Origin of the sequence: Kitasatospora sp. NPDC018058, assembly GCF_044327205.1 — a bacterium.
In the GTDB taxonomy this organism is placed as follows: domain Bacteria; phylum Actinomycetota; class Actinomycetes; order Streptomycetales; family Streptomycetaceae; genus Kitasatospora.
Map to the genome: position 1 here is coordinate 1 of NZ_JBIRFA010000003.1, position 23,407 is coordinate 23,407.

21 protein-coding genes, 1 rRNA gene and 1 riboswitch are annotated in these 23,407 nt (G+C 70.7%); of the genes, 11 read left to right on the forward strand and 11 right to left on the reverse strand.

All coding sequences use genetic code 11. The annotated features are described in order from the left end of the window. From ACH4E7_RS04920 to ACH4E7_RS04935, 4 genes are all read right to left on the reverse strand, one after another. Positions 1–349, reverse strand: a 16S ribosomal RNA gene (locus ACH4E7_RS04920); the annotation flags it as partial. A gap of 440 nt (positions 350–789) precedes the next feature. Then, positions 790–1,866: a threonine aldolase family protein gene (locus tag ACH4E7_RS04925; RefSeq protein ID WP_396247880.1), complete on the reverse strand. Its 1,077-nt coding sequence runs from the start codon at positions 1,864–1,866 to the stop codon at positions 790–792. Further along, complete coding sequence (locus tag ACH4E7_RS04930; RefSeq protein WP_396247578.1) at positions 1,863–2,621, reverse strand: SDR family NAD(P)-dependent oxidoreductase; 759 nt, start codon at positions 2,619–2,621, stop codon at positions 1,863–1,865. Before ACH4E7_RS04930 ends, ACH4E7_RS04925 begins: the two co-directional genes overlap by 4 nt. After that, positions 2,618–4,018 (reverse strand): DUF6421 family protein, encoded by a 1,401-nt coding sequence (locus ACH4E7_RS04935; protein ID WP_396247579.1) that lies wholly within the window; start codon positions 4,016–4,018, stop codon positions 2,618–2,620. The genes ACH4E7_RS04930 and ACH4E7_RS04935 overlap by 4 nt, the downstream gene beginning before the upstream one ends. A gap of 612 nt (positions 4,019–4,630) precedes the next feature. Between ACH4E7_RS04935 and ACH4E7_RS04940 the strand changes: the two genes are divergently transcribed. The 5 genes from ACH4E7_RS04940 (at position 4,631) to ACH4E7_RS04960 (ending at position 9,243) form a co-directional block, all read left to right on the forward strand. After that, positions 4,631–5,515, forward strand: a complete 885-nt coding sequence (locus ACH4E7_RS04940) for an ABC transporter substrate-binding protein (RefSeq protein WP_396247580.1) — start codon at positions 4,631–4,633, stop codon at positions 5,513–5,515. Next, positions 5,512–6,420: an amino acid ABC transporter permease gene (locus tag ACH4E7_RS04945; protein ID WP_396247581.1), complete on the forward strand. Its 909-nt coding sequence runs from the start codon at positions 5,512–5,514 to the stop codon at positions 6,418–6,420. Before ACH4E7_RS04940 ends, ACH4E7_RS04945 begins: the two co-directional genes overlap by 4 nt. A gap of 68 nt (positions 6,421–6,488) precedes the next feature. Next, on the forward strand, positions 6,489–7,247 hold the full coding sequence (locus ACH4E7_RS04950) for an amino acid ABC transporter ATP-binding protein (protein ID WP_396247582.1): 759 nt from the start codon (positions 6,489–6,491) through the stop codon (positions 7,245–7,247). Positions 7,248–7,569: 322 nt separating this feature from the next. Then, positions 7,570–8,139, forward strand: coding sequence for a DUF5134 domain-containing protein (locus ACH4E7_RS04955; protein WP_396247583.1), 570 nt, complete (start codon positions 7,570–7,572; stop codon positions 8,137–8,139). Positions 8,140–8,295: 156 nt separating this feature from the next. Beyond that, positions 8,296–9,243 (forward strand): M56 family metallopeptidase, encoded by a 948-nt coding sequence (locus ACH4E7_RS04960; protein WP_396247584.1) that lies wholly within the window; start codon positions 8,296–8,298, stop codon positions 9,241–9,243. Positions 9,244–9,263: 20 nt separating this feature from the next. On the opposite strand, the gene ACH4E7_RS04965 is transcribed toward ACH4E7_RS04960, so the two are convergent. Then, a complete protein-coding gene (locus tag ACH4E7_RS04965) occupies positions 9,264–9,716 on the reverse strand; it encodes a MarR family winged helix-turn-helix transcriptional regulator (RefSeq protein WP_396247585.1) in 453 nt (150 codons plus the stop codon). 87 nt (positions 9,717–9,803) lie between these two features. Between ACH4E7_RS04965 and ACH4E7_RS04970 the strand changes: the two genes are divergently transcribed. Then, the gene (locus ACH4E7_RS04970) at positions 9,804–11,318 is read left to right on the forward strand and encodes an MFS transporter (RefSeq protein WP_396247586.1); all 1,515 of its coding nucleotides are present in this window, start codon (positions 9,804–9,806) and stop codon (positions 11,316–11,318) included. Positions 11,319–11,549: 231 nt separating this feature from the next. After that, positions 11,550–12,155, forward strand: a complete 606-nt coding sequence (locus tag ACH4E7_RS04975; protein WP_396247587.1) for a TetR/AcrR family transcriptional regulator — start codon at positions 11,550–11,552, stop codon at positions 12,153–12,155. Positions 12,156–12,296: 141 nt separating this feature from the next. On the opposite strand, the gene ACH4E7_RS04980 is transcribed toward ACH4E7_RS04975, so the two are convergent. Further along, positions 12,297–13,163, reverse strand: a complete 867-nt coding sequence (locus tag ACH4E7_RS04980) for a helix-turn-helix transcriptional regulator (RefSeq protein WP_355676238.1) — start codon at positions 13,161–13,163, stop codon at positions 12,297–12,299. Positions 13,164–13,581: 418 nt separating this feature from the next. Between ACH4E7_RS04980 and ACH4E7_RS04985 the strand changes: the two genes are divergently transcribed. Continuing rightward, positions 13,582–14,118 (forward strand): ATP-binding protein, encoded by a 537-nt coding sequence (locus tag ACH4E7_RS04985; protein ID WP_396247881.1) that lies wholly within the window; start codon positions 13,582–13,584, stop codon positions 14,116–14,118. A 320-nt stretch (positions 14,119–14,438) separates the two neighbouring features. Here ACH4E7_RS04985 and ACH4E7_RS04990 read toward each other — a convergent pair whose 3' ends face one another. Beyond that, on the reverse strand, positions 14,439–14,702 hold the full coding sequence (locus ACH4E7_RS04990) for a DUF397 domain-containing protein (RefSeq protein WP_355676240.1): 264 nt from the start codon (positions 14,700–14,702) through the stop codon (positions 14,439–14,441). A gap of 557 nt (positions 14,703–15,259) precedes the next feature. Between ACH4E7_RS04990 and ACH4E7_RS04995 the strand changes: the two genes are divergently transcribed. The 3 genes from ACH4E7_RS04995 (at position 15,260) to ACH4E7_RS05005 (ending at position 18,518) form a co-directional block, all read left to right on the forward strand. Continuing rightward, complete coding sequence (locus ACH4E7_RS04995) at positions 15,260–16,210, forward strand: hypothetical protein (protein ID WP_396247588.1); 951 nt, start codon at positions 15,260–15,262, stop codon at positions 16,208–16,210. A 510-nt stretch (positions 16,211–16,720) separates the two neighbouring features. Next, positions 16,721–16,881: riboswitch (cyclic di-AMP (ydaO/yuaA leader) on the forward strand. Next, entirely contained in the window at positions 16,868–18,094 is a 1,227-nt protein-coding gene (locus tag ACH4E7_RS05000) for a transglycosylase family protein (protein WP_396247589.1), read from the forward strand. Its footprint overlaps the riboswitch before it by 14 nt. A 223-nt stretch (positions 18,095–18,317) precedes the next feature. Next, positions 18,318–18,518: a hypothetical protein gene (locus tag ACH4E7_RS05005; RefSeq protein ID WP_396247590.1), complete on the forward strand. Its 201-nt coding sequence runs from the start codon at positions 18,318–18,320 to the stop codon at positions 18,516–18,518. A gap of 91 nt (positions 18,519–18,609) precedes the next feature. Here ACH4E7_RS05005 and ACH4E7_RS05010 read toward each other — a convergent pair whose 3' ends face one another. The 4 genes from ACH4E7_RS05010 to ACH4E7_RS05025 all read right to left on the reverse strand — a co-directional run bounded on the left by ACH4E7_RS05010 (position 18,610) and on the right by ACH4E7_RS05025 (position 23,373). Beyond that, complete coding sequence (locus ACH4E7_RS05010) at positions 18,610–19,629, reverse strand: LacI family DNA-binding transcriptional regulator (protein ID WP_396247591.1); 1,020 nt, start codon at positions 19,627–19,629, stop codon at positions 18,610–18,612. Between the two features lie 25 nt (positions 19,630–19,654). Further along, positions 19,655–21,352, reverse strand: a complete 1,698-nt coding sequence (locus tag ACH4E7_RS05015; RefSeq protein ID WP_396247592.1) for a glycoside hydrolase family 13 protein — start codon at positions 21,350–21,352, stop codon at positions 19,655–19,657. Between the two features lie 67 nt (positions 21,353–21,419). Next, positions 21,420–22,331, reverse strand: coding sequence for a sugar ABC transporter permease (locus ACH4E7_RS05020; protein ID WP_396247593.1), 912 nt, complete (start codon positions 22,329–22,331; stop codon positions 21,420–21,422). A 40-nt stretch (positions 22,332–22,371) separates the two neighbouring features. Continuing rightward, complete coding sequence (locus ACH4E7_RS05025; protein ID WP_396247594.1) at positions 22,372–23,373, reverse strand: carbohydrate ABC transporter permease; 1,002 nt, start codon at positions 23,371–23,373, stop codon at positions 22,372–22,374. Positions 23,374–23,407 lie beyond the last annotated feature (34 nt).

Below are 23,407 nucleotides of genomic sequence, written 5' to 3' on the forward strand. Positions count from 1 at the left end.
CTGCTGCCTCCCGTAGGAGTCTGGGCCGTGTCTCAGTCCCAGTGTGGCCGGTCGCCCTCTCAGGCCGGCTACCCGTCGTCGCCTTGGTAGGCCATTACCCCACCAACAAGCTGATAGGCCGCGGGCTCATCCTGCACCGCCGGAGCTTTCCACCAACCCCCATGCAGAGGAAGGTCATATCCGGTATTAGACCCCGTTTCCAGGGCTTGTCCCAGAGTGCAGGGCAGATTGCCCACGTGTTACTCACCCGTTCGCCACTGATCCACCCCGAAGGGCTTCACCGTTCGACTTGCATGTGTTAAGCACGCCGCCAGCGTTCGTCCTGAGCCAGGATCAAACTCTCCGTGAATGTTTACTCAGCCCCGACAATCAAGCAGGGCCGGTTCACACCCGCGTTGAGCGGCACGGCAACCACCGGAATAGGGCGGCCCCGCGCACTGCGTCCTCGCTAGTGTTATTTCAAAAGGAATCTCCAACCCCAGGAAACCTGAGGCCGGGGATGTCAACATATCTGGCGTTGACTTTTGGCACGCTGTTGAGTTCTCAAGGAACGGACGCTTCCTTCGGACCGCCTTTCAGCGGGCCCTCCGGGCGCTTCGTTCTTTCGTGTTTCCAGCTTATCAGATGTTTTCCGCTCCGTTTTCCGGAGTTTCATTCATCGGATTCGCTTTCCGCTTTGCCGCCCCGGTCTCCCGCGGCGACTCCGGAACTGTACGGGGGCCGACCCGCCACATGCAAATCGTCCCGCCCTGCTGTCGCAGGACGGGACGATCCGCAGTTCGAACACCGTTAGGCGCGGCCCATCTCCTCGGCGATGGCCGCCGCGAAGGCGTCGATGTCGGCCTCCGTGGTGTCGTAAGCACACATCCAGCGGACCTCGCCGGTGTGCTCGTTCCAGAAGTAGAAGCGGTAACGCTTCTGCAGTCGCTCGCTCACCTCGCGCGGGAGGATCGCGAACACCGCGTTCGCCTGGACCGGGCGGACGACCTCGACGCCGTCGATCTTCCGGACCGCCGCCTCCAGCCGGCTGGCCATCGCGTTGGCGTGGCCGGCGTTGCGCAGGTAGAGGTCGCCGGAGAGCAGCGCCTCGAACTGGACGGAGAGGAAGCGCATCTTCGAGGCGAGCTGCATCGAGGTCTTGCGCAGGTACTTGATGTTGCGGACCCGCTCCGGGTTGAGCACCACCACGACCTCACCGAACAGCAGGCCGTTCTTCGTCCCGCCGAAGGAGATCACGTCGACGCCCGCGTCCGTGGTGAAGGCGCGCAGCGGCTGGCCGAGCGAGGCGGCCGCGTTGGCCAGGCGGGAGCCGTCGACGTGGACGAGCATGCCGAGCTGGTGGGCGTGCTCGGTGATCGCGCGGATCTCGTCGGCGGTGTAGAGGGTCCCGAGCTCGGTGCTCTGGGTGATGGAGACCGCGAGCGGCTGCGCGCGGTGCTCGTCACCGAAGCCCCAGGCCTGCTGGTCGAGCAGCTCGGGGGTGAGCTTGCCGTCCGGGGTCGGGATGAGGTGGAGCTTGATGCCACCCATCTTCTCCGGGGCGCCGCCCTCGTCCACGTGGATGTGGGCGGTGTCGGCGCAGACCACGGCACCCCAGCGCGGCAGCAGCGACTGGAGGGCGACCACGTTGGCGCCGGTGCCGTTGAAAACGGGGTACGCCTCGGCCTTGTCGCCGAAGTGGCGGCGGAAGACGTCCTGCAGGTGCGCCGTGTAGTCGTCCTCGCCGTAGGCGACCTGGTGGCCGCCGTTGGCGAGGGCGATCGCGGCGAGGATCTCGGGGTGCACGCCGGCGTAGTTGTCGCTGGCGAACCCACGGACGGCGGGGTCGTGTCGCCGTACCGCGTCCGTACGGGTGAGGTCGGTCATCGGGCTGTCAGCCACAGGTGCTGTCCGTTCAGTTCTGCTGCGGGGCGGTCCCAGAGGCCCGCCAGGTGGCCGGCGAGGTCGGCGGTGTCGGTGAAGCCGGCAAACTTCGCCTCCGGCTTCTCGGCCCGCATCTCGGGACTGACCAACGCCTTGATCACCAGGATGGCAGCCGCCGCGGTCGGCTCCCCGTCCGGGGAGGTGGTCTCCTTCTTGAAGGAGTCGGCCATGGCGAGGGTCCAGGCCTCCGTGGCCGCCTTGGCGGCCGCGTAGGCGGCGCCCCCCGCGGTGGGCTTGTGGGCGGCCGCGGCGGAGATCATCGCGTAGCGGCCGGCCTGGCTGCGGACCAGCGCGGGCTGGAAGGCCAGCGAGGTGTGCTGGAGGGTGCGCACGACGGTGTCGTGCAGGAAGTCCCAGTCGTCCAGGCGGGTGTCGAAGAAGGTCTTGCTTCCGCGCCAGCCGCCGACCAGGTGGAACAGGCCGTCGACGTGACCGTGCTCGGCCTCCAGGTGGTCGGCCCAGTCGTGGACCTCCTGCGGGTCGAGCAGGTCGATCACCTGGCCGCTGACCTTGGCGCCGCGCACCGCGATGCGGGTGGCGTCCAGGGCGGAGTCCAGCCGCTGGGCGTCGATGTCGGCACCGATCACAGTGGCGCCGTCAGTGGCCAGGCGGCGCAGCACCGCCTGGCCGGCCGGGCCGCTGGCCCCGGCGACGGCGATGACCTTGCCGGCCAGCTTGGTGTCGGGGGTGGTGGTCACGCGGCAACTCCCTGGATACCGGCGCCGGTGATGCCGGCGGTGGCGGCGATGACGCCGCCGAGCTTCTTGGACAGGGCCTCGTAGAACATGCTCAGCGGGAACTCGTCCGGGAGCACGGCGTCGCACAGCGCCTTGTTGAGGGCCTTGCCGTCGGTGATGTCGAGCGGCAGCGCCTCGGGGCCCTTGGCCCAGGTGGAGGCCGGGTGCGGGGTGAGGTAGCGGGAGACCAGCTCGTAGGCGGCGATCCAGTGGGCCGGCTTGGGCCGGTCGATGCCGTCGCGGTACAGGGTCTCGATCTCGCCGCAGAGCGCGTTGGTGACCTGCTGGGCGCGGTCCCAGTCGATGCTCAGGCGGTTGTCGCGCCAGCGCAGCGCGTCGTGCTTGTGCAGGTACGCGAAGAGCAGCTGGCCGCCGAGGCCGTCGTAGTTGCGGACGCGGTCGCCGCTGACCGGGAAGCGGAACAGGCGGTCGAACAGGATCGCGTACTGGACGTCGCGGGCGTGCGCGTTGCCTTCGCCCTCCAGCTTCACCGCCTCCTTGAAGGTGGTGAGGTCGCAGCGGAGCTCCTCAAGGCCGTACATCCAGAACGGGCTGCGCTGCTTGATCATGAAGGGGTCGAACGGCAGGTCGCCGTGGCTGTGGGTGCGGTCGTGGACGAGGTCCCACAGGACGAAGGTCTCCTGCGCGCGGTGCTGGTCCTTGAGCAGGCCCTCGGCGTCGGCCGGGATCGCCAGGCCGAGCTGCTGGACGGCACTGGTGGAGACGGCGCGGAAGCGGGCGGCCTCGCGGTCGCAGAAGATGCCACCCCAGGTGAAACGTTCCGGCGCCTTGCGGACGGCGACCGTCTCGGGGAAGAGGACGGCGGAGTTGGTGTCGTAGCCGGCCGTGAAGTCCGTGAAGGTGATCGGCACGAACATCGGGTTGTCGAAGCGGGTGCGCTCCAGCTCCGCGAGCCAGTCGGGCCACACGACCTGCAGCAGGACGGCTTCCAGGTTGCGATTCGGGTTGCCGTTCTGGGTGTACATCGGGAAGACGACCAGGTGCTCCAGGCCGTCCTCGCGCTGGTCGGCGGGCTGGAAGGCGAGCAGCGAGTCCAGGAAGTCGGGCTGCCGGTAGCCGGTGTCGGCCCACTTGGCGAGGTCGGCGTCGACGGCGGCCAGGTAGGCGGCGTCGTGCGGAAAGTTCGGGGCGAGCTCCTCGACGGCGGCCCGGACCGTGGCCACCAGCGGGTCGACGGCGTGCCGCTGGACGGTGGACAGGTCGATCGAGCCGTCCTTGGACTGCAGCGGGCGCAGCGTCTCGACGGCCTCCTTCAGGCGCAGCCACGCCGGGTGAGCGGCGAGGGTCGAGACCGGGGCGTCGGCCGCCGCAGCGAGCCTTGGCGAAAGATTCTGCATCGTGGACTCACTTCGACAGGAGTTATTTCAACGGGGACACCATAAGTACGAGAGGTTCTCCCGTTCAAGGGGGTCAGGACCGGCAAAACTTCCGCGCACCGCCGCTGCGGCTCGAAAACCTGCGCCGGGACGCCGCTTGTCCGACATGTGGACGGTGATCTGGATGTCCTGGACAGATGCGCTGGTCTGATGCGAACCTCCCGGCATGTTCCCGGCGGTGATCACGGTGGCCGAACGCCACGACGGCCCGTTCCGGCTGCCCTCCCGTCGGCAGACCGGCTGTCGCTGCCGCACGCGCGGCCGCGGCGGCCGCTGTCACCGCTGTTGTTGATCCAGCCGCTGGTGTCGATCCGGCCGCACTGCTGACCTGGCCGCACGACTGCCCCGGCCGCACTGCTGATCCGGCGGTGGTCGACCGGCCCCCACTGACCCGGCTGGTGCCTGTCCAGCCCACGGTCGCCGTCGACACGGGCCCGTACGCCGACCATGCCGCGGGTGTTCCGGCGCCGCCACTGGGGGAGGTGACCCGCCGGGACGCGGCCCACGCGGCCCGCGCCGCCTCGCCCTCCCGCCTTCTCCCGTCCTGCCCGGCCCTTCCTCTGGAGCGCTGCCATGACCCTCCGCAAGCCGTCCGCCGTACTGCCCCTCGCCGCGCTGGTGGTCGCCGCCGCCGCGCTGACCGCGTGCGCCCCGCAGGGCGCCGAGCCCGACGGGGCCGCCGCCTCGGGCACGGCCGGTGCGTCGGCGGGCTGCGCGCCGGGGGCGCTGGCGACGCGGACGGCCGGGAAGCTGACCGTCGGCACCGACAAGCCGGCCTACGACCCGTGGTTCGCCGAGGACAAGCCGGAGAACGGCAAGGGCTTCGAGTCGGCGGTGGCGTACGCCGTGGCGGAGAAGCTGGGATACTCGAAGGACAAGGTCGGCTGGGTGGTCGCGCCGTTCGGCAAGGCGACCGCACCGGGTGCCAAGGACTTCGACTTCGACATCAACCAGGTGTCCATCAGCGACGAGCGCAAGCAGGCCGTGGACTTCTCCTCCGGCTACTACAACGTGCGCCAGGCCGTCATCGCGCTGAAGAACTCCAAGGCGGCGAACGCGAAGAGCATCGCCGACCTGAAGGGCACCAAGCTGGGCGCGCAGGTCGGCACCACGAGCCTGGACACCATCACCGACACCATCAAGCCGAGCACCCAGCCGGCCGTGTTCGACTCCAACGACCTGGCGAAGGCCGCGCTGAAGAACGGTCAGGTCGAGGCGCTGGTGGTGGACCTGCCGACGGCCTTCTACATCACCGGCGCCGAGGTGCCGGAGGCCCAGGTGGTGGGGCAGTTCGAGGCGGCCGCGCAGGGTGAGCAGTTCGGCCTGGTGCTGGACAAGGGCTCCAAGCTGACCGACTGCGTGTCCCGGGCGGTGGACGCGCTGCGGGCGGACGGGACGCTGGCGAAGCTGGAGAAGCAGTGGCTGTCGGACGCCGTCTCGGCACCGGTGCTGAAGTGAGCGGGGACGCGGGGCTGGCCGGACCGGCCACCGTCACCAAGGCCCCGGCGGAGAAGGACGGGTACCGCCCGTCCGAGCGGCGGCTGGTGCACGAGGCGTACCGGCGCGGGCGGGCCCGGCGCTCGGCACTGATCGCCACCGCCTCGACCCTGCTGACGGCGGTCGCGCTGTACCTGCTGGTGGTCAACTCCCCGGGCTGGGAGGTGACTCGGCGGACCTTCTTCAACCTGGACTACGCCCGGCAGGCACTGCCGGAGGTGCTCAAGGGGCTGCGGCTCAACCTGGAGCTGATGCTCGGCTGCGGGGTGCTGATCCTGGTCTTCGGCCTGCTGCTCGCGGTACTGCGGACGCTGCGCGGTCCGGTGTTCCTGCCGGTGCGGCTGTTGGCCACGGCGTACGTGGACTTCTTCCTCGGGCTGCCGATGATCATCTGCTTGCTGGTGATGATCACCGGGGTCCCGGCGCTGCGGCTCAGTGGGGTGACCACCGATCCGCTGCTGCTCGGCGGGGCGGCGCTGGTGCTGACGTACTCGGCGTACGTGTCGGAGGTGTTCCGCTCGGGCATCGAGTCGGTGCACCCGAGCCAGCGGGCGGCGGCGCGGTCGCTGGGGCTGACCAACGCCCAGGCGATGCGGTACGTGGTGCTGCCCCAGGCGGTGCGGCGGGTGGTGCCGCCGCTGCTCAACAACCTGGTCAGCCTGCAGAAGGACACCGGTCTCGTCTCGATCGGCGGGGCGATCGACGCGGTGTACGCGGCGAAGATCATCGCGGCACACTCGTTCAACTTCACGCCGTACCTGGTGGCGGGGCTGGTGTTCATCGTGCTGACCGTTCCGCTGACCCGGTTCGCCGACTGGCTGACCACCCGGATGAACCGTCGGCAGTTGCAGGGAGGGGTCACGTGAGCGAGCGAGCGAACCGTCAAGAGGTGCGCGTTGCGCGAAGCGGCTGCCGAGCGCAGCGAGGTGGGCGCATGAGCGGGCCTGAGGTGCTCCGGCTGGAGTCGGTGCGCAAGACCTTCGACGGCCAGGTGGTGCTGCGCGAGGTGGACCTCGCCGTGCCCGAGCACTCGGTGACGGCGCTGATCGGGGCGTCCGGCTCCGGGAAGTCCACGCTGATGCGCTGCGTCAACCTCTTGGAGGGGATCGATGACGGGGCGATCTTCCTGGACGGCGAGGAGATCACCGACCCGCGCACGGACGAGGACTCCGTACGGCGCCGGATCGGGGTGGTGTTCCAGTCGTACAACCTGTTCCCGCACATGACGGTGCTGGAGAACATCACCCTCGCGCCGCGCCGGGTGCACCGGGTCGGACGGGCGGACGCCGAGGCGAAGGCGCTGGAGCTGCTGGACCGGCTCGGGCTGGCGACGAAGGCGAAGGAGTACCCGGACCGGCTCTCCGGCGGACAGCAGCAGCGCGTCGCCATCGTGCGGGCGCTGGCGACCGGGCCCCGGTTGCTGCTGCTCGACGAGATCACCGCGGCGCTCGACCCGGTGCTGGTCGGGGAGGTGCTGTCGGTGGTGCGCGACCTCAAGGAGCAGGGGATGACGATGGTCCTCTCCACCCATGAGATGGGCTTCGCCCGGGAGGTCGCCGACCAGGTCTGCTTCCTGGACGGCGGGGTGGTCCTCGAACAGGGGCCTCCGGAGCAGGTGTTCGGCGATCCTCGGGAGGAGCGGACCCGGCAGTTCCTCAGCCGGGTGGTCGCCTCGGGGCGGCTCCAGGGCTGAGCCGCCGGTGAGGCGGAGCGGGTGGCGTGGGGCAGAGCGGGTGGCATGGGGAGGGCCGCGCCACAGTGGGCACCACTATGCGCCCCCGTACGCGCCCTGGCCGCGCCGGGGACGGAGCGGTGATCGTGGACGGAACGACCGTCGCTGCGGACGGGTGTCGGTGGGCGGATGACGGCGAACGGCTGACGGACAACGGATGACGGATAACGGATGACGGATAACAGATTTCGTTAGCTGTCATCTGTCATCTGTCATCTGTCATCCGTCAGCTGTCATCTGTTCGCCGTCCGCTGTTCGCCGCCCGCGCCCCGGGAGGCTGCCGTTGCACGGCCCCACCCTGGTCAACTGGCTCCTCGCCCTCCTCACCGCCACCGCCGGCGTCTACTGCCTGACCCGCCTGCGGCATTCCCCCTGCACCCCGGCCGGCGCCGCCGGCCCCGGTCACGCCGGCCGCCGGCTCGCCCGGGAGTCCGACGCCGCCGAGGCCCTGATGGGGCTCGGCATGGCGGTGATGGCCGTCACCGGCGCCACCGTCCCGGCCGCCGTCTGGGCCGGTCTGTTCGGCGCGCCCGCCGCCGCCTTCCTGTTCGCCGCTCTCTACGCCCCCACCGGCCGGGCCCACCGGCTGCACCACGCGGTCGGCGCGCTCGCCATGACGTACATGGCGCTCGCGATGACGGCCTCCCCCGGCGGACACCACCACGCCGCCACCCTCGGCACACCCCCGCTGACCGGCGCCCTGTTGCTCTACTTCGGCGGCTACGCCCTCTGGGCCGGCGCCCGGCTGCTGCGCACCCCTGCCGGCACCCTCGCGCTCGGCACCACCGGCCTGCCGCAGGCCTGCCGACTCGCCATGGGCATCGGCATGTTCGCCATGCTCCTGACGATGTGACGTCCACGCAACCGCCCTCCCCCGCGAACCAAGCGCCGCACCCTCGCGTGGCGTTGGTCACTGGCCGGCCGAAAGCCGTTCCACCGGGCGTCGACAGCGCATAGGTTGGCAGCGAGCGCGTTGTCGCGTTCCGTGCGTACTCGGGGAGCCCATGGGATGACTGCCCTGATCGGCCTGCTGCTGCTCGGACTGCTGCTCTCGACCGTCGCGCCCCGACGGCTGGCCCGGGCCCGCTGGGTGGAGCGTGAACCCGTGCTGGCACTGCTGGTGTGGCAGTGCCTGGTCGTGGCCGTGCTGCTGTGCTGCGCACTGAGTCTGGTCCTCGCCGCCTCCGCCGCCCTACCCGAACTGCGCGCCCTGGTGTTCACGGGCGCCCCGCACGGCGTGGAGGCCGCGTACGGCCTGCAGGACGCCGAGGGCTGGGGCCGGCTGTGCGCCGTGGTGCTGGCGGCGGGCGCGCTCCAGACGGTGCTGGCGATCACCCGCGAGGCCCGTACGGCCAAGGCCCTGCGCGACCGTCGGCACGCCCAACTCGCGACCCGCGCGCCGGAGTTGCCCGAGGCGATCGCGGCCGCCCGAAACCGCCGGGAGCGACTGGTGGTGCTGGAGAACGTCCGCCCCGAGGCCTGGTCGCTGCCCGGCCCGAACTCCCGCCTGGTGGTCACCACCGGCGCCCTCCAGCAGCTCACCGACCGGGAGTTGGCGGCCGTGCTGAGTCATGAGCGCGGGCACGTCCGGGCCCGGCACCACCTGCTGCAACAGTTCGCCCAGGCGCTCGCCTCCGGCTTCCCCGGTGTCGGCGTGTTCAGCGCCTTCCGGGACCAGGTGGCGGAACTGATCGAGCTGGCCGCCGACGACCGGGCCGCACGCCGCCACGGCCGGCACACCACCGCCCTCGCGCTGGCCGAACTCAACCTGGACCGTGGGGTGTTCGGCTCCTGCCCGCCCGGCCTGGCGCAGTCCCCGAAGCGGGTCGACCGGCTGCTCGCGGGCCGTCCGCGACTCTCCGTGCCGCGCCGGCTGCGGCTCACCCTGCTCGCCCTCGCCGCGCCCGCCGCGGCCGTCCTGCTGGCCGTAGCCCCAGGGCTCAACTCACTACTCTGAGCGAAGCACTTGACGCCGGGTCAGTCGGCGTCCGGCTCCCCGCAGACCGGTCCGGGCGCCCCGCCGAGGGTCAGCCCGAGCACTTCGCGGTGGAGCGGCCGGGCCTGCTCGTAGCGCTCCCGCCCGGCCTCGGTCAGGGCGAGCATGATGCCCCGCCGGTCGCTCTCACACATGGCCCGGGTGACCAGTCCGCCCTTCTCCAGCCGAGCGATCAGCCGGGACAGCGCGCTCTGGCTCAGATGGACGGTGGGCGCCAGCTCGGCCACCCGCAGCGCGGGGCGGCCGCCCGCCTCGCACCCCTCCACAAGACGCTCCAGCACCTCGAACTCGCTCATACCGAGCCCGCACTTGTCGCCCAGCTCGCGGTCGAGCATGCAGACGGCGGCAGCATGGCGGGCCAGCAGCTCGCGCCATTCCGCGACGAGACCGGCCTCTGCCGGGGAGTCGAGCGCCGAGGAGTCGAGTTCAGCCACACCGCCACCCTAGCACGTGCATCGTCAATTTATGCGTTCACATCTAATTCATTTGCATTGAATGCATACGCATGTACTGTCCTCTCCATGACCACCGCGACCGTCACGTCACCCGACGCCCCGTCAACCAACGGGCTGAACTGGACTCCCCGCCTCTGGGGCACCCTGATCGTGCTCTGCGCCGCCATGTTCCTGGACGCCCTGGACGTCTCGATGGTGGGCGTCGCCCTCCCCTCCATCGGCTCCGAGCTGCACCTGTCGACCTCCGCCCTGCAATGGGTGGTCTCCGGCTACGTGCTCGGCTACGGCGGCCTCCTCCTGCTCGGCGGACGCGCCGCCGACCTGCTCGGCCGCCGCCGGGTCTTCCTGATCGCCCTGTCCGCCTTCGCCGCCGCCTCGCTGGTCGGCGGCCTGGTCGACGACGGCGGCCTGCTGATCGCGGCCCGCTTCCTCAAGGGCGTCAGCGCCGCCTTCACCGCCCCGGCAGGCCTGTCGATCATCACCACGACCTTCGCCGAGGGCCCCGCCCGCAACCGGGCGCTGTCGATCTACACCACCTGCGGCGCCAGCGGCTTCTCGCTCGGCCTGGTGCTCAGCGGCCTGCTCACCTCGGTCGGCTGGCGCTGGACCTTCCTGATGCCCGTCCCGGTCGCGCTGCTCGCCCTGGCATTCGCCGTCCGCCTGCTCCCCCGCCCGGTCGAGGAGCCCGCCAAGGGCGGCTACGACGCGCTCGGCGCGATCACCGGCACCGCGACCGTCCTGCTGCTGGTGTTCACCGTCACCGAGGCCCAGGGCGCCGGCTGGCTGAGCCTGCGCACCCTCGGCTCGCTGGCCGTGGTCATCGCGCTGGCCGCCGCCTTCCTGCTGATCGAGAGCCGTACCGCCCATCCGCTGGTCCGGCTCGGCATCTTCCGCAACGGCTCGGTCGCCCGGGCCAACGTGGTCGCATTCGCAATGACCGGCGCCTACGGCGGCTTCCAGTTCGTCGTCACGCTCTATCTGCAGCACCTGCTCGGCTGGTCGGCCCTGCAGATGGCCCTCGGACTGCTCCCGGCCGGCGCGTTCATCGCGCTCTCGGCGCCGTTCATGGGCCCGATCGTGGACCGCTTCGGCACCGGCCGACTGCTGCCGATCGGCGTGCTGGCGCTGGTCGCCGCCTTCGCCCTGTTCCTGCGCCTGGACGAGCACAGCTCCTACCCGGTGCTGGTGCTGCCCTCGATGCTGCTGCTCGGCGTGGGCTTCGCGCTGGCCTTCCCGTCGGTGAACATCGCCGCCACCGACGGCGTGGCGGACGAGGAGCAGGGCCTGGCCTCGGGCCTGGTGAACACCGCGATCCAGGTCGGCACCGCCGTGGTGCTGGCCGGGGCGACCGCGATGATCACGGCCGGCAGTGCGGGCGGTGACAGCCCGCAGGCCCAGCTGGACGGCTACCGGCCGGCGCTGGTCTTCGTCACCGCGGTCGCACTGGTCGGCCTGCTGGTCGCCGCGGTGGGCGCACTGGTGGACCGGCGACGGAATTCAACTCCCGTGTCGGTGCCGGATTATGATTATCCGCCTGTCGGGTCGACCACGGCCCGGGCCGAAGTCCTGACCGAGCACTGACCCGCACCGGCCTCACCCACGACCGACCCCTGGTCGTCAGCCGTCGGCGCCGGCTCCACCAAACCCCCGTATTGGTGGAGCCGGCCGTCTTCGCATCCGGCCGCACGGGCGGCGCCCGGCAGGGCACGGTTCCACGGCGCGGCTGCCGGCTCCGTAAGTATATTGACTCGGAGCCAACGAACGTTCGGAGCAGACACGATGGCACCTCGCGGGGATTCGGTCAATGAGGAGATGCGGCAGCGCTCCCGCCGACGCATCATGCGGGCCACCGTCGAACTGGTTGACCAGCACGGTTACGCGGGCACCACGCTGACCGACATCGCCGAGCGGGCCGGACTCGCCCGCGGCCTGGTCTCGTACTACTTCGACGGCAAACGGCTGCTGATGCAGTCCGCGACACACCGGATGATGCACCAAACGCTGTCGGGCGCCCTGGCCGAGCTGCCGCCGAACGCCTCCCCCGGGGCTCGGCTGGCCCGCGCCATCGACGCCGTGCTCGGACTCGCGCTGGACCACCCGCGGGTGATGCGCTCCCACCTGGCACTGATCCTCGACCCGGACACCGGTGCCTTCGTCCAGGACCCGGAACAACAGCAACTCGGCGCCATCCTCCAAGGGTTGCTGCAGGACTGGGGCGCGCCGGATCCGGTCGCCGAGCACGCGGTGCTACGCAGCGCGCTGATGGGCGGCTGCATCGGCGTACTGCTGCCGGGGGCGGAGATCCCGTTGGCGCCGATCCGGTCGGACCTGTTCCGCCGCTACGACCTGGACTGGGAACTCGGGCGCCCGCCGCAGCCGCTGCCGCCGGAACGCGAACGGCCGCCGGCCCGCGGTTGACGGCGGGTGGGCGGCTGGGCCGGCCCTCGGGGGGCGGCCGATCGGTCTGCTGCGGAGGATTCGGACCGTTCCGGAGGATGCGCCTGCCAGGCAGGACCGGTCCGCTGCGGTGGGGCCGACGAGGCCCCGCCCGGCCGGGACTCAGCGCTCCTTCAGGATCGAGGCCAGCAGGTCTATGGTGCGCTCGGGCGTGAGGCTGTCCACGCAGAGCCGCTCCATGACCTGGATGTAGGCGTCGACGTCGTCCCGCTTGTCCAGGTAGAGCGCGCTGGTGAGCTGCTCCAGGTAGACCACGTCCGCGAGGTCCTGCTCCGGGAAGCGCAGGATGGTGAACGCACCGGACTCCCCGGCGTGCGCACCGAAGCGGAACGGCATGACCTGGATCACCACGTTGGCCTGCTCGGCGACGTCGATCAGGTACTGCACCTGACCGCGCATCACCTTGGGCCCGCCGACCGGCCGGCGCAGCGCGGCCTCGTCGATCACCGCCCACAGACGCGGGTTGGCGCCCTCGGTCAGCAGCTTCTGGCGGCGCAGGCGGAGGCTGACCCGCCGCTCGACCTCCTCCTCGCTGATGACCGGCCGACTCTGGCCGAAAACCGCCCGTGCGTACTCCTCGGACTGCAGCAGTCCGGGGATGAACTGCACCTCGTAGGTGCGGATCAGCTGGGCGGCCTCCTCCAGGCCGACGTAGGTCTGGAACCAGCCCGGCAGCACGTCGTTGAAGCTGTGCCACCAGCCGGACTTGTTGGCCTCGCGGACCAGGCCGAGCAGGGCCTCCCGCTCCAGGCCGTCGTCCACGCCGTACAGACTGAGCAGGTCGGCGACGTCGCGCTCCTTGAAGCTGACGCGGCCGAGCTCCATACGGCTGATCTTGGACTCGGAGGCGCGGATCGCATAACCCGCGTCCTCACGGGTGATGCCGCGCGCCTCGCGCAAGCGACGAAGCTGCGAGCCGAGGAGGATCCGGCGGACCATCGAGCCGCCGCCCGGCTGAACTGTGGTCATGCGGTCGAAACCTCCACCTAGGGCAAACAGCGCACAGTCTGCCATCAGTTGAGCGCTCACGGTGCCGATACTGACGGATGTTCCTATCAGTTCTACACTCCGCACACCAGGATGCACGTGCATCCGGCGCTTGCATATGCCAATAGTGCGACTGCACGTGAATCGACTCTTGCATCTGCAGTGAGCGCACACCACCATGGTGCACGTGCACCTGCACATCCCTGGCAATCCCGCGGGCTCCGCGTCGACCCCACGCGCGACTCCGTGCACCGACCCGGCGACGCCCCCCGCGCCATCGGGCGTTCGAGTGCGCGCGCGCCTGGTCGAGGGGGCGGCCGAGCGGCCGAGCGAGTCGGAGGTGACCGGCATGACCCCGGCGGGTCCAGCCGTGTCCGCCCCCTTATGGGAGGAGCTCTTCATGAGCACCGGTACGGCTTTGGCGGTTGACCCCCATGTGGTCACCTGTACGCTCGCTCCTCGCTTCGAAGCCGTCAGAACCGCGCGCGACTTCGCCCGGACCGCTCTTCAGTGCTGGGGCCTGATGGAGCTGTTCGACGATGTCGCGCTGGTGGCCTCGGAACTCGTGACCAACGCGCTCCGGCATGCGATCGGCGCACGGCCCGACCCGTCGGGCGGCGCCCTGGGCGAGTACGACTTTCCCACACAGCCGACCCCGGACGGGCGGCTGCCGATCCGAATAAGCCTGGTGCACCGCGCACCCCAGGTGGTCTGCGCGGTGAGCGATCCGAGCAGCATCGGACCGGTCGCCCGGGAAGCGGACTTCGTCGCCGAATCCGGCCGCGGCCTCCACCTGGTGGAGTCGTTCAGTCGCTCCTGGGGCTGGCACCCGCTGGGCAGCGGCAAGGTGGTCTGGGCCATGTTCGAGGCGGAGCCGGCCGGCGGCGGACTCGACGGACATATCGAAATCGGTGGACGGCACCGGCGCTCGGCCTAGCGCCGCGCGGCGCGCGGCCGGCCGAGGGACGACCCGGGACGACCACACCCCGGGCCCTTCAGCCAGGCCTTCGGACCCCGCGGTGTCGGCCCGCCTCCGACCCCGGTTCCGGTTACCGGCGTCGAACCCGCCGACCCCGGCCCGGTGCACCCCGGCCCAGGCCCTGCGCGAAGCGGCGCCGTATGACCCGGCACCCTGTGACCTCGGCCCGTACGACGTCGCGCCGCCGTACGACCCGCGGGAGAGCCCGCGAGGAAAAGACAAAGGCCGTCGCGGTGTCAGCACCCACGACGGCCCCCCGATGGTGAAGCGGCGACCGGTCAGACCGCCAGGTGGTCGAACTCCCCGTCCTTGGCCCCCAGCAGCAGGGCGGCGATCTCCGCCCGGGTGTAGATGAGCGCCGGACCGTCCGGGAAGCGCGAGTTGCGCATCGCCACGTCGCCGCCCGGCAGGGCCGCGAACTCGACGCAGTTGCCCTGGGAGTTGCTGTGTCGGCTCTTCTGCCAGACCACCCCCTTGAGGTCGGCGGCGGCCATCCCGTTGAAGGTGTGGTTCGAGCCGTGCATGTCCTGCGAGTCGTGCATAGAAGTCTCCCGAAGAGCTCCGGAGTTGTCGTCCAGCGCGGCGCCCCGGCACCGCCGAACGAACGGACCGGCCCCGTACCGGCCCGGCACAACGCCTCACTTGACGCGATGATAGCCGCAGTGCACGTGCATCAGCACGGGACATTGCAGGTGCACGAGGCCTTTTATCGGCCGACTCGAACTCTTCACGGACCCTTCCCCTGACGGTACGTAAACGGACATAGTCGACTGAATCGACGGTTTGTCGATAACCGGCCGTGAGCGATCCCCCGCTGAATGTTGATCTTCGAATGCCGGGAGTCGCACCCCCGTGACGCTCCGTCAGGTCACTCTTCGGCTGTGAGACATCTCACGCGCCACAGGTGCAACGGGACACCCCGTGCGACACGTCAGGGCAACTGTCGATGTCCACGCGGGGATTGGGTGAGGAATGTCCGAATTGTAGGCAAACCGCCCGGACCGGCGCGGCGGAGACACGACCTCCGCACCACGACCACCCGAAACCCGTACGGCAGCCGACTGCAGGCCTGACGGGCAGATGTCCTACGATCTCCGGCATGAGCACCGCAGCCATCCCGGGCGCGCCACTGCCCGTCCGCACTCCAGGCTCCCGTGCGCGGGGGCGCCACCGTCGCCCCGAGCGCCCCGAGATCCCCACCGGTTCGCCGGCCCTGGTGCTCGCCGTGCCCGCGACCGCCGGGCCCGAGTCCCGTTCGGTCGTCGAGGAACTGCTGTCGATCGTCCGCAGCGAGCACACCGGCGTCCAGGCCGCCGTCGGCTACCTCCCGGCGGACGGCGCCGAGGGCGAGGACGGGGACGACCGCACCGTTGCCGAGTTGCTGGCCATGGCCGCCGAGGCCGGCCAGCCCACGCCCGTCGTGGTGCCGCTGGTGCCGGGGCCGCACGGCTTCCTGACCGAACTTCACGCCCTCGCCGCCGAGCACGGCGCGACCGTCACCGACACGCTGGGCCCGCACCCGCTGCTGGCCGAGGCCGTGCACGTGCGGCTGTCCGAGGCCGGGCTGGCCCGGGCCGACCGGGCCCGACTCTTCGCCATCGCGACCGCCGCGGACGGCGTGGTCCTGACCACCGTCGGCGGCGAGGACGCGGCCGCGGCGGCCGGGATCACCGGCGTGCTGCTGGCCGCCCGACTGGCCATCCCGGTCGTCGCCGCAGCGCTCGACGTGCCCGGCTCGGTGGCCGGGGCCGTCAACCACCTCAAGGAGACCGGCGCCCAGCGCCCCGCACTGGCCCCGCTGGTGATCGGGCCCGAGGCCGACTCGGAGCTGCTCGCCACGGCCGCCGAGGAGACCGGCTGCCCGTCGGCGGCGCCACTGGGCGCCTACCCGACCGTCGGCCAGCTGATCGCCTCCACCTACCTGGCCGCGCTGCCGACGCCGTCGGCGGAGGAGCTGGCCCGGGCCGAGGCGGAGGCCGCGGCCGCCGCTGGGGCCGAGGAGGGCCCGCGCGGCGCCCACGCGGCCACCCAGGGGCCCCTGGAGGGCTAGCAGACGGCCTGCGACGACCGTCGCGCACTCCCGCGTATCGAAGGGCCCGGAACGGCTTCGTTCCGGGCCCTTCGGCATGCCCGGCTCCTCCCGCCCTCACCCCACGCCTGCCGCTTGCCGCTTTGTCTCGGTACGGGAATTACGGGAGCTAGGAGAACAATGGCGCACTATGTCCGTTTTATCGCCTTTTGGGATGGAGTGCCGGGCGCGCATTCCAGCACTCGAATCACGACCACTCCCCCGCCGCGCTGGGCGCGCTGCCGCACACTTCCACGCTCCGTCAGCCCACCCCTGAGGCGAAGACAATTGCGGGAATCCACAGCCGCATTGCCGGAAAACGATCATTTACGATCATGATTCGTGTCCGATTTGGCAATTTCCACTAAACCGTGACGTGCATCACAGATATTTGCAGTTTGAACTTAAGTCTGATTAACGTGCTCCCCGTTCGTAACCACACGAACCCAGCTCATCCGCAACGCCAAGTCCTGCCGTCGGATGTCCTGGCAGCGCGAAAACGCACCACGGCAGGAGCGGGGGAACCACAGGTAAGTCGCCCCGGGCAGTTCCTCGGAACGGTCCAGGGCTAGGGGTGAAGCCGCGCCCACAGCGCGGCCGGGCAACTCCGGCCCGAATCCGACAGCTCACCTCGCAGGCGTGGGAGAGGACCGCGTCTTCATGCTGCCCACCAACGGCACCCGCCTGTCCAGCCGTACCCGTCGCGTGATCGCCACCCTCGGCGTCGCGGGCGTCGGCCTCACCGTCCCCTGCCTCACCACCGGCACCGCCAACGCCGCCTCCGTCGCCACCTGGGAGAAGGTCGCCCAGTGCGAGAGCAGCGGCAACTGGGCCATCAACACCGGCAACGGCTTCTACGGCGGCCTGCAGTTCACCTCCAGCACCTGGGCCGCCTTCGGCGGTACCACGTACGCCCCGCAGGCCAACCTCGCCACCAAGGACCAGCAGATCGCCGTCGCCGAGAAGGTCCTCGCCTCGCAGGGCCCCGGCGCCTGGCCCGTCTGCTCGGTCCAGGCCGGTCTGACCAAGGGCGGTGCCCCGGCCGCCGTCGACACCTCCGCCGCCACGGCCGCCAAGCCCGCCGCCAAGCCCGCGCCGAGCCAGGCCCCGGCCGCGAAGCCCGCCGAGCCGGCCGCGCCCGCCCAGGCCCCGGCCCAGAGCGCCGGCTACACCGTCGTCGCGGGCGACTGGCTTTCCTCGATCGCCGACAAGCACAACGTCCAGGGCGGCTGGCAGCGGCTGTACGACCTCAACCGCAGCACCCTGACCGAGGGCCCGGACACCATCTACCCCGGCCAGCACCTGACCTTCGGTGACGGCGACCAGGCCCAGGCCGACAAGTCCTCCTCCACCGGGTCCGGCTCGGACTTCAGCTGGTTCAACCGCTCCCAGAAGGCCGGCCAGGCCGCGAACGGCGGTGCCGTGAACGCCAAGCCGACCGTCCTGACCCAGGCCGCGAAGCCGGCCGCGAAGCCGGCCGCTCAGGCCCCGGCCCAGGCCGCCACCGGCAGCATGGCCGCCGCGGTGTCCTTCGCCGAGTCCAAGGTCGGCCAGGCCTACGTCTACGGCGGCACCGGCAACGGCGGCTGGGACTGCTCCGGCCTGACCCAGGCCGCGCTGCGCGCCGCGGGCATCAACATCCCGCGCATCGCCGCCGACCAGGCCGCCGCCAGCACCCACGTCTCGCTGGACAGCCTGAAGCCGGGCGACCTGCTCTTCTGGTCGAACAACGGTAAGGACTCCGGCGTCTACCACGTCGCGATCTACATCGGCGGCGGCAAGTACGTCGAGGCGGCCAACCCGAGCGCGGGCGTCCGCGAGCAGACCATCGCCAACTGGGCCCCGGACTTCGCCGGCCGGGTCTGAGCAACGGCGAACCGGCAGCCGCCGGCTGACAGCTGACGTGCAACAGATGACAGCGGACGGATGACGGATAGCGGATGACGGATTCCGACATCCGTCGTCCCTCCGCCGTCACCCGCCACCCCCGGGGAGAGTCTGGTCACTCCTCCCCGGGGTTCGCGCATTCGCATGGTGAAAGCCCTCCCCGCCGGGCATGCTGCTGCTCTGCACCCGAGGAGGAGTCACCATGGCCCAGGTCACCATCACACTCGATGCGAACCTCGCGATCGATGCGATGCTGCTCTCCGGCACCAAGAACCCGCAGGACGCCGTCGAACTGGTCCTGCGCGACTACCTGGCCCGCGGCCGCCGCACCGAGACCCGGACCGCCGACGCGGCCGACGGCCACCGACTCACCGCCGACCGCCCGGCCGTCCAGGAAGGCTGACCGTCCGGAGCGATCGAGCGGGCGGACGCCGAAGGGCCCCGGAGAGCAACTGCCCTCCGGGGCCCTTCAATTGACCGTCCGGCCCCGTTGCTCAGCGCGCGCAGGCCCCGGTGGACCCGCGCATCACCAGCTCCGGCTGGAACATGAACTCCCCGCGCTGGGCGGCGTTCCCACCGACCTCCTCCAGCAGCGCGTCCACCGCGGCCGTGGCCATCGCCTCGACCGGCTGGCGGATCGTGGTCAACGGCGGTTCGGTGAAGGCGATCAGCGGCGAGTCGTCGAAGCCGACCACCGAGACGTCCTGCGGCACCGACAGCCCGCGCTGCCGCACCGCCCGGATCGCCCCGAGCGCCATCATGTCGCTCCCGCAGACGATCGCCGTGCAGCCCTTGTCGAGCAGCGCGCCGGCCGCCGCGTGCCCGCCCTCCACGCTGAACAGCGTGTGGTGGACGAGCTCCTCGGCCTCCTCCCGGCTACGCCCGAGCACCTCGCGCATCGCGGCGGTGAAGCCCTCGATCTTGCGCAGCACCGGCACGTACCGCCGCTGCCCGACCGCCAGCCCGATCCGCTCGTGCCCGAGCTCGGCCAGGTGCTGGACGGCCATCCACATCGCGGCCCGGTCGTCCGGCGAGATGAACGGCGCGTCGATCCGCTCGCTGTACCCGTTGATCAGCACGAACGGCACCCCGCGCCCGGCCAGCCGGGCGTACCGGTCGTGGTCGGCGGTGGAGTCGGCGTGCAGCCCGGAGACGAAGACGATGCCCGCCACGCCCCGGTCGACCAGCATCTCCACCAGTTCGTCCTCGGTGGACCCGCCCGGCGTCTGGGTGCACAGCACCGGCGTGTAGCCGTGCCGGCTGAGCACCTGCTCGATCACCTGCGCCAGCGCGGGGAAGATCGGGTTGCTCAGCTCCGGCGTGATCAGCCCGATCAGCCCGGCGCTGCGCTGGCGCAGCCGGGTCGGCCGCTCGTAGCCGAGCACGTCCAGCGCGGCCAGCACGGTCTGCCGGGTCGCGGCGGAGACGTTCGCCTTGCCGTTGAGTACGCGGGAGACGGTGGCTTCGCTGACCCCCGCCTGCGCCGCGATGTCTGAGAGTCGCGCCGTAGTCACGGGCCCAGAGCCTATTGCACCCACGTCAGACCGCCCACCAGCCGGTGCTGTCCGGAGCGAGCACCGTCTCGCCGCCGTCCACCACGAGTTCGGTCGAACCGAGCAGCAGTCGACCGGGCGCCGCTATCCGCACCGGCTCGCCGGTGGTGTTCACGGTGCAGACGAAGGACCCGCGCCGGAAGGCCAGGGTGCCCTCGGGCGCCTCCAGCCACTCGACGTCCGTCCCCGCGCCCAGGTCGGGCTGCGACCGGCGGACGGCCAGCGCGCTGCGGTAGAGCTCCAGGGTGGACGTCGGGTCGCCGGTCTGCGCCTCGACGCTCAGAGCGGCCCACTCGGCCGGCTGCGGCAGCCAGGACGGCCCGCCCGCCGCCGGTCCGAAACCGTACGGGGCCTCGGTGTCGGACCACGGGATCGGGACGCGGCAGCCGTCGCGGTAGCCGTCCTGACCGGCCTGGCGGAAGAACGACGGGTCCTGGCGGACCTCGTCCGGCAGGTCCGTGACGTCCGGCAGGCCGAGCTCCTCGCCCTGGTAGACGTACGCGGAGCCGGGCAGCGCGAGCATCAGCAGGGTGGCGGCGCGGGCCCTCCGCAGCCCCAGCGAACGGTCGCCGGGGGTGCGGATCTGGGTGCCGAGGCCGGGCTCGTTGGCGAAGCGGGTGGCGTGCCGGGTGACGTCGTGGTTGGACAGCACCCAGGTGGTGGGGGCGTCGACCGGGCGCATCGAGTCGAGCGACAGGTCGATCACCTCGCGCAGCGCGGTGGCGTCCCAATCGGTACCCAGGTACTGGAAGTTGAAGGCCTGGTGCAGCTCATCGGGGCGGACGTAGTTGGCGGTGCGCTGGACGGTCGGGGTCCAGGCCTCGGCGACGCCGATCCGCTGGCCCGGGTACTCGTCGAGGATCCCGCGCCAGCTGCGGTAGATCTCGTGCACCCCGTCCTGGTCGAAGAACGGCATGACGTCGTTGCCGAGCAGCTTGAGCTGGTCGGCGCCGCCGATGTCGGGCAGGCCGGGGGCCTTGACCAGGCCGTGGGCGACGTCGATGCGGAAGCCGTCCACGCCCATGTCGAGCCAGAACCGCAGGATCGAGCGGAACTCGTCGGCGACGGCCGGGCTGTCCCAGTTGAAGTCGGGCTGCTCGGGGGCGAACAGGTGCAGGTACCAGTCGCCGGGGGTGCCGTCCGGGTTCTCGGTGCGGGTCCAGGCCGGGCCGCCGAAGATGGACTCCCAGTCGTTGGGCGGTAGTTCGCCGTTCTCGCCCTTGCCGGCGCGGAAGTGGTAGCGCTCGCGCAACGGGGACTCGGGGCCCTCGCGCAGGGCGCGCTGGAACCACTCGTGCTGGTCCGAGGAGTGGTTGGGGACGAGGTCGACGATGATCCGCAGCCCCAGCTCGTGGGCGTCCCGGATCAGGGCGTCGGCGTCCAGCAGGGTCCCGAACATCGGGTCCACGGCGCGGTAGTCGGCGACGTCGTAGCCCGCGTCCGCCTGCGGCGAGGCGTAGAACGGGGAGAGCCAGACGGCGTCCACGCCGAGGTCGCGCAGGTACGGCAGGCGGCTGCGGATGCCCGGCAGGTCGCCCATGCCGTCCCCGTTGGAGTCGGCGAAGCTGCGCGGGTACACCTGGTAGATGACCGCGTCCCGCCACCAGCCTCTGGACGCGCTGACGTTCGCCTCGTGAGCGATGTCGGCGGCAGGCCGGGAGGTGTCGGCCAGGTTCTGGGTCATGGACGGTATCCCTTGGGGACTAGAGGAGCGGGGAGCGCTGAGACACGCGCTGAGGCGTAGGCGAGCGTTACGACTTGGAGGCACCGGCGGTCAGGCCGGTGACCAGGTTGCGCTGCACCAGGTAGAAGAAGGCCGCGGACGGGATCGCGATCAGCACCGCCGTGGCGGCCATCAGGTTCCACTGGGCGTCGTGCTCGCTGACGAAGGTCTGCAGGCCGACGGCCAGCGTGTACTTGTCGGAGCTGAGCATGAAGGTGGAGGCGAACGGCACCTCGGCCCAGTAGGTGAGGAAGGAGTAGAAGGCGGCCACCGCCAGGCCCGGGCGGGCGAGCGGCAGCACCAGCCGCCAGAAGGTGCCGAACGGGCTGAGCCCGTCGACCCGGCCGGCCTCGTCGATCTCCACCGGGATGGTGTCGAAGTAGCCCTTCAGCAGCCAGGCGCAGTACGGCACGGTGGTGGTCGAGTAGACCAGGATCAGGCCGGTGTAGCTGTCCAGCAGGCCGAGTTCGGAGAGCATCGTGTACATCGGCACGATCAGCACCGCGATCGGGAACATCTGGGTGACCAGCAGCGACCACATCAGCGGCTTGTGACCGGGGAACTTCATCCGGGAGACGGCGTAGCCGGTGGTGGCGGCGAGCAGGACGCCGAACACGGTGGTGATGCCGGAGACCAGCAGGGCATTGCCGAACCAGGTGAAGAAGTCGGTGTCGAACAGCACGTGCTGGTAGTTCGACAGCGTCGCCTTGTCGAGGATCTGGCCGGGGTGGAGGTAGTCGGTCTTGTCCGGCCCGAGCGAGACGAAGAGGATCCACGCGACCGGGAACAGCGCGATCAGGCTGGCCATGATCAGGACGCCGTGGGACAGCGCCTTGGCCAGCGGGCTGCTCTCGCCGCGCGGACGGAACTTGGCCGGCCGGGCGGCCGAGGTCGCGGTCGCCGCGGCGGCGGGGCGTTCGGTGGTGGTGCTGGTGCTCATCGGGGTTACCTGCCTTCGTGGGTCAACTGGGTCCGGGGCCTCAGCCGTTGGCCTGCTCGTTGCGGGCGAGCCAGCGCCGGTAGAAGGCGGTGAAGACGATCAGGATGGACAGCAGGATCACGCCGTAGGCGGCGGACTGCGCGTAGTCCGCGGGGATCTGGCCGAAGCCGAGGCGGTAGGCCCAGGTGACCAGCAGCTGGGCGTCGGGAGCACCCTTGCCGAACAGCAGGAAGATGACGTTGAACTGGTTGAACGTCCAGATCACACCGAGCAGGACGACGGTGGAGGAGACGCTGCGCAGCCCGGGCAGGGTGATGTGGCGGAACTGCTGCCACCGGGTGGCGCCGTCCATCTCGGCGGCCTCGTACAGCTCGGCCGGGATCGCCTGCAGGCCGCCGAGCAGCGAGATCATCATGAACGGCACGCCGGCCCAGGTGTTCACCAGGATCGCGGCCGCCTTCTGCGCCCACGGGTCGGTGAGCCAGCCGGGCTCGGGCAGGTGGAGGGCGGAGAGCGCGCTGTTGACGACGCCGCCGTCGGAGAGCATCAGGCGCCAGGAGAAGACGGTGACGAAGGTCGGGACGGCCCACGGAAGGATGAGCAGCATCCGGTAGGCGGCGCGTCCGCGCAGCTTCTTGTTGAGCAGTACGGCGAGGCCGAGGCCGAGGGTGTAGTGCAGGCAGACGCAGATCGCCGTCCAGGCGATGGTCCAGACGAAGTGGGACCAGAAGCGGTCGTACGAACCGGGGCCCCAGAGGATGTCGGCGTAGTTGTGGAAGCCGATGTACTGGTAGCTGGCCGGGATCTCGTTGACGCCGATCTTGCGGGCGACGTTGAGGCTGTTGGCGTCGGTGAGGGTCAGCCAGATGCCTTGGACCAGCGGGTAGAGCACCAACACGCCGAGCACCAGCACGACCGGAGCGATCATCGCATAGGCGTACCAGTGCTTGGCGTAGGAGCGCTTGAGGCGTTCCAGCAGGCCCGGACGCTGCTCGCGCTCCCGGCTGCCCTTGCCGGTGGCGCCCTGCACGGCGACTGACATCGTTTGCACCTTCTCGGGGGGATTCTCGGGGGAG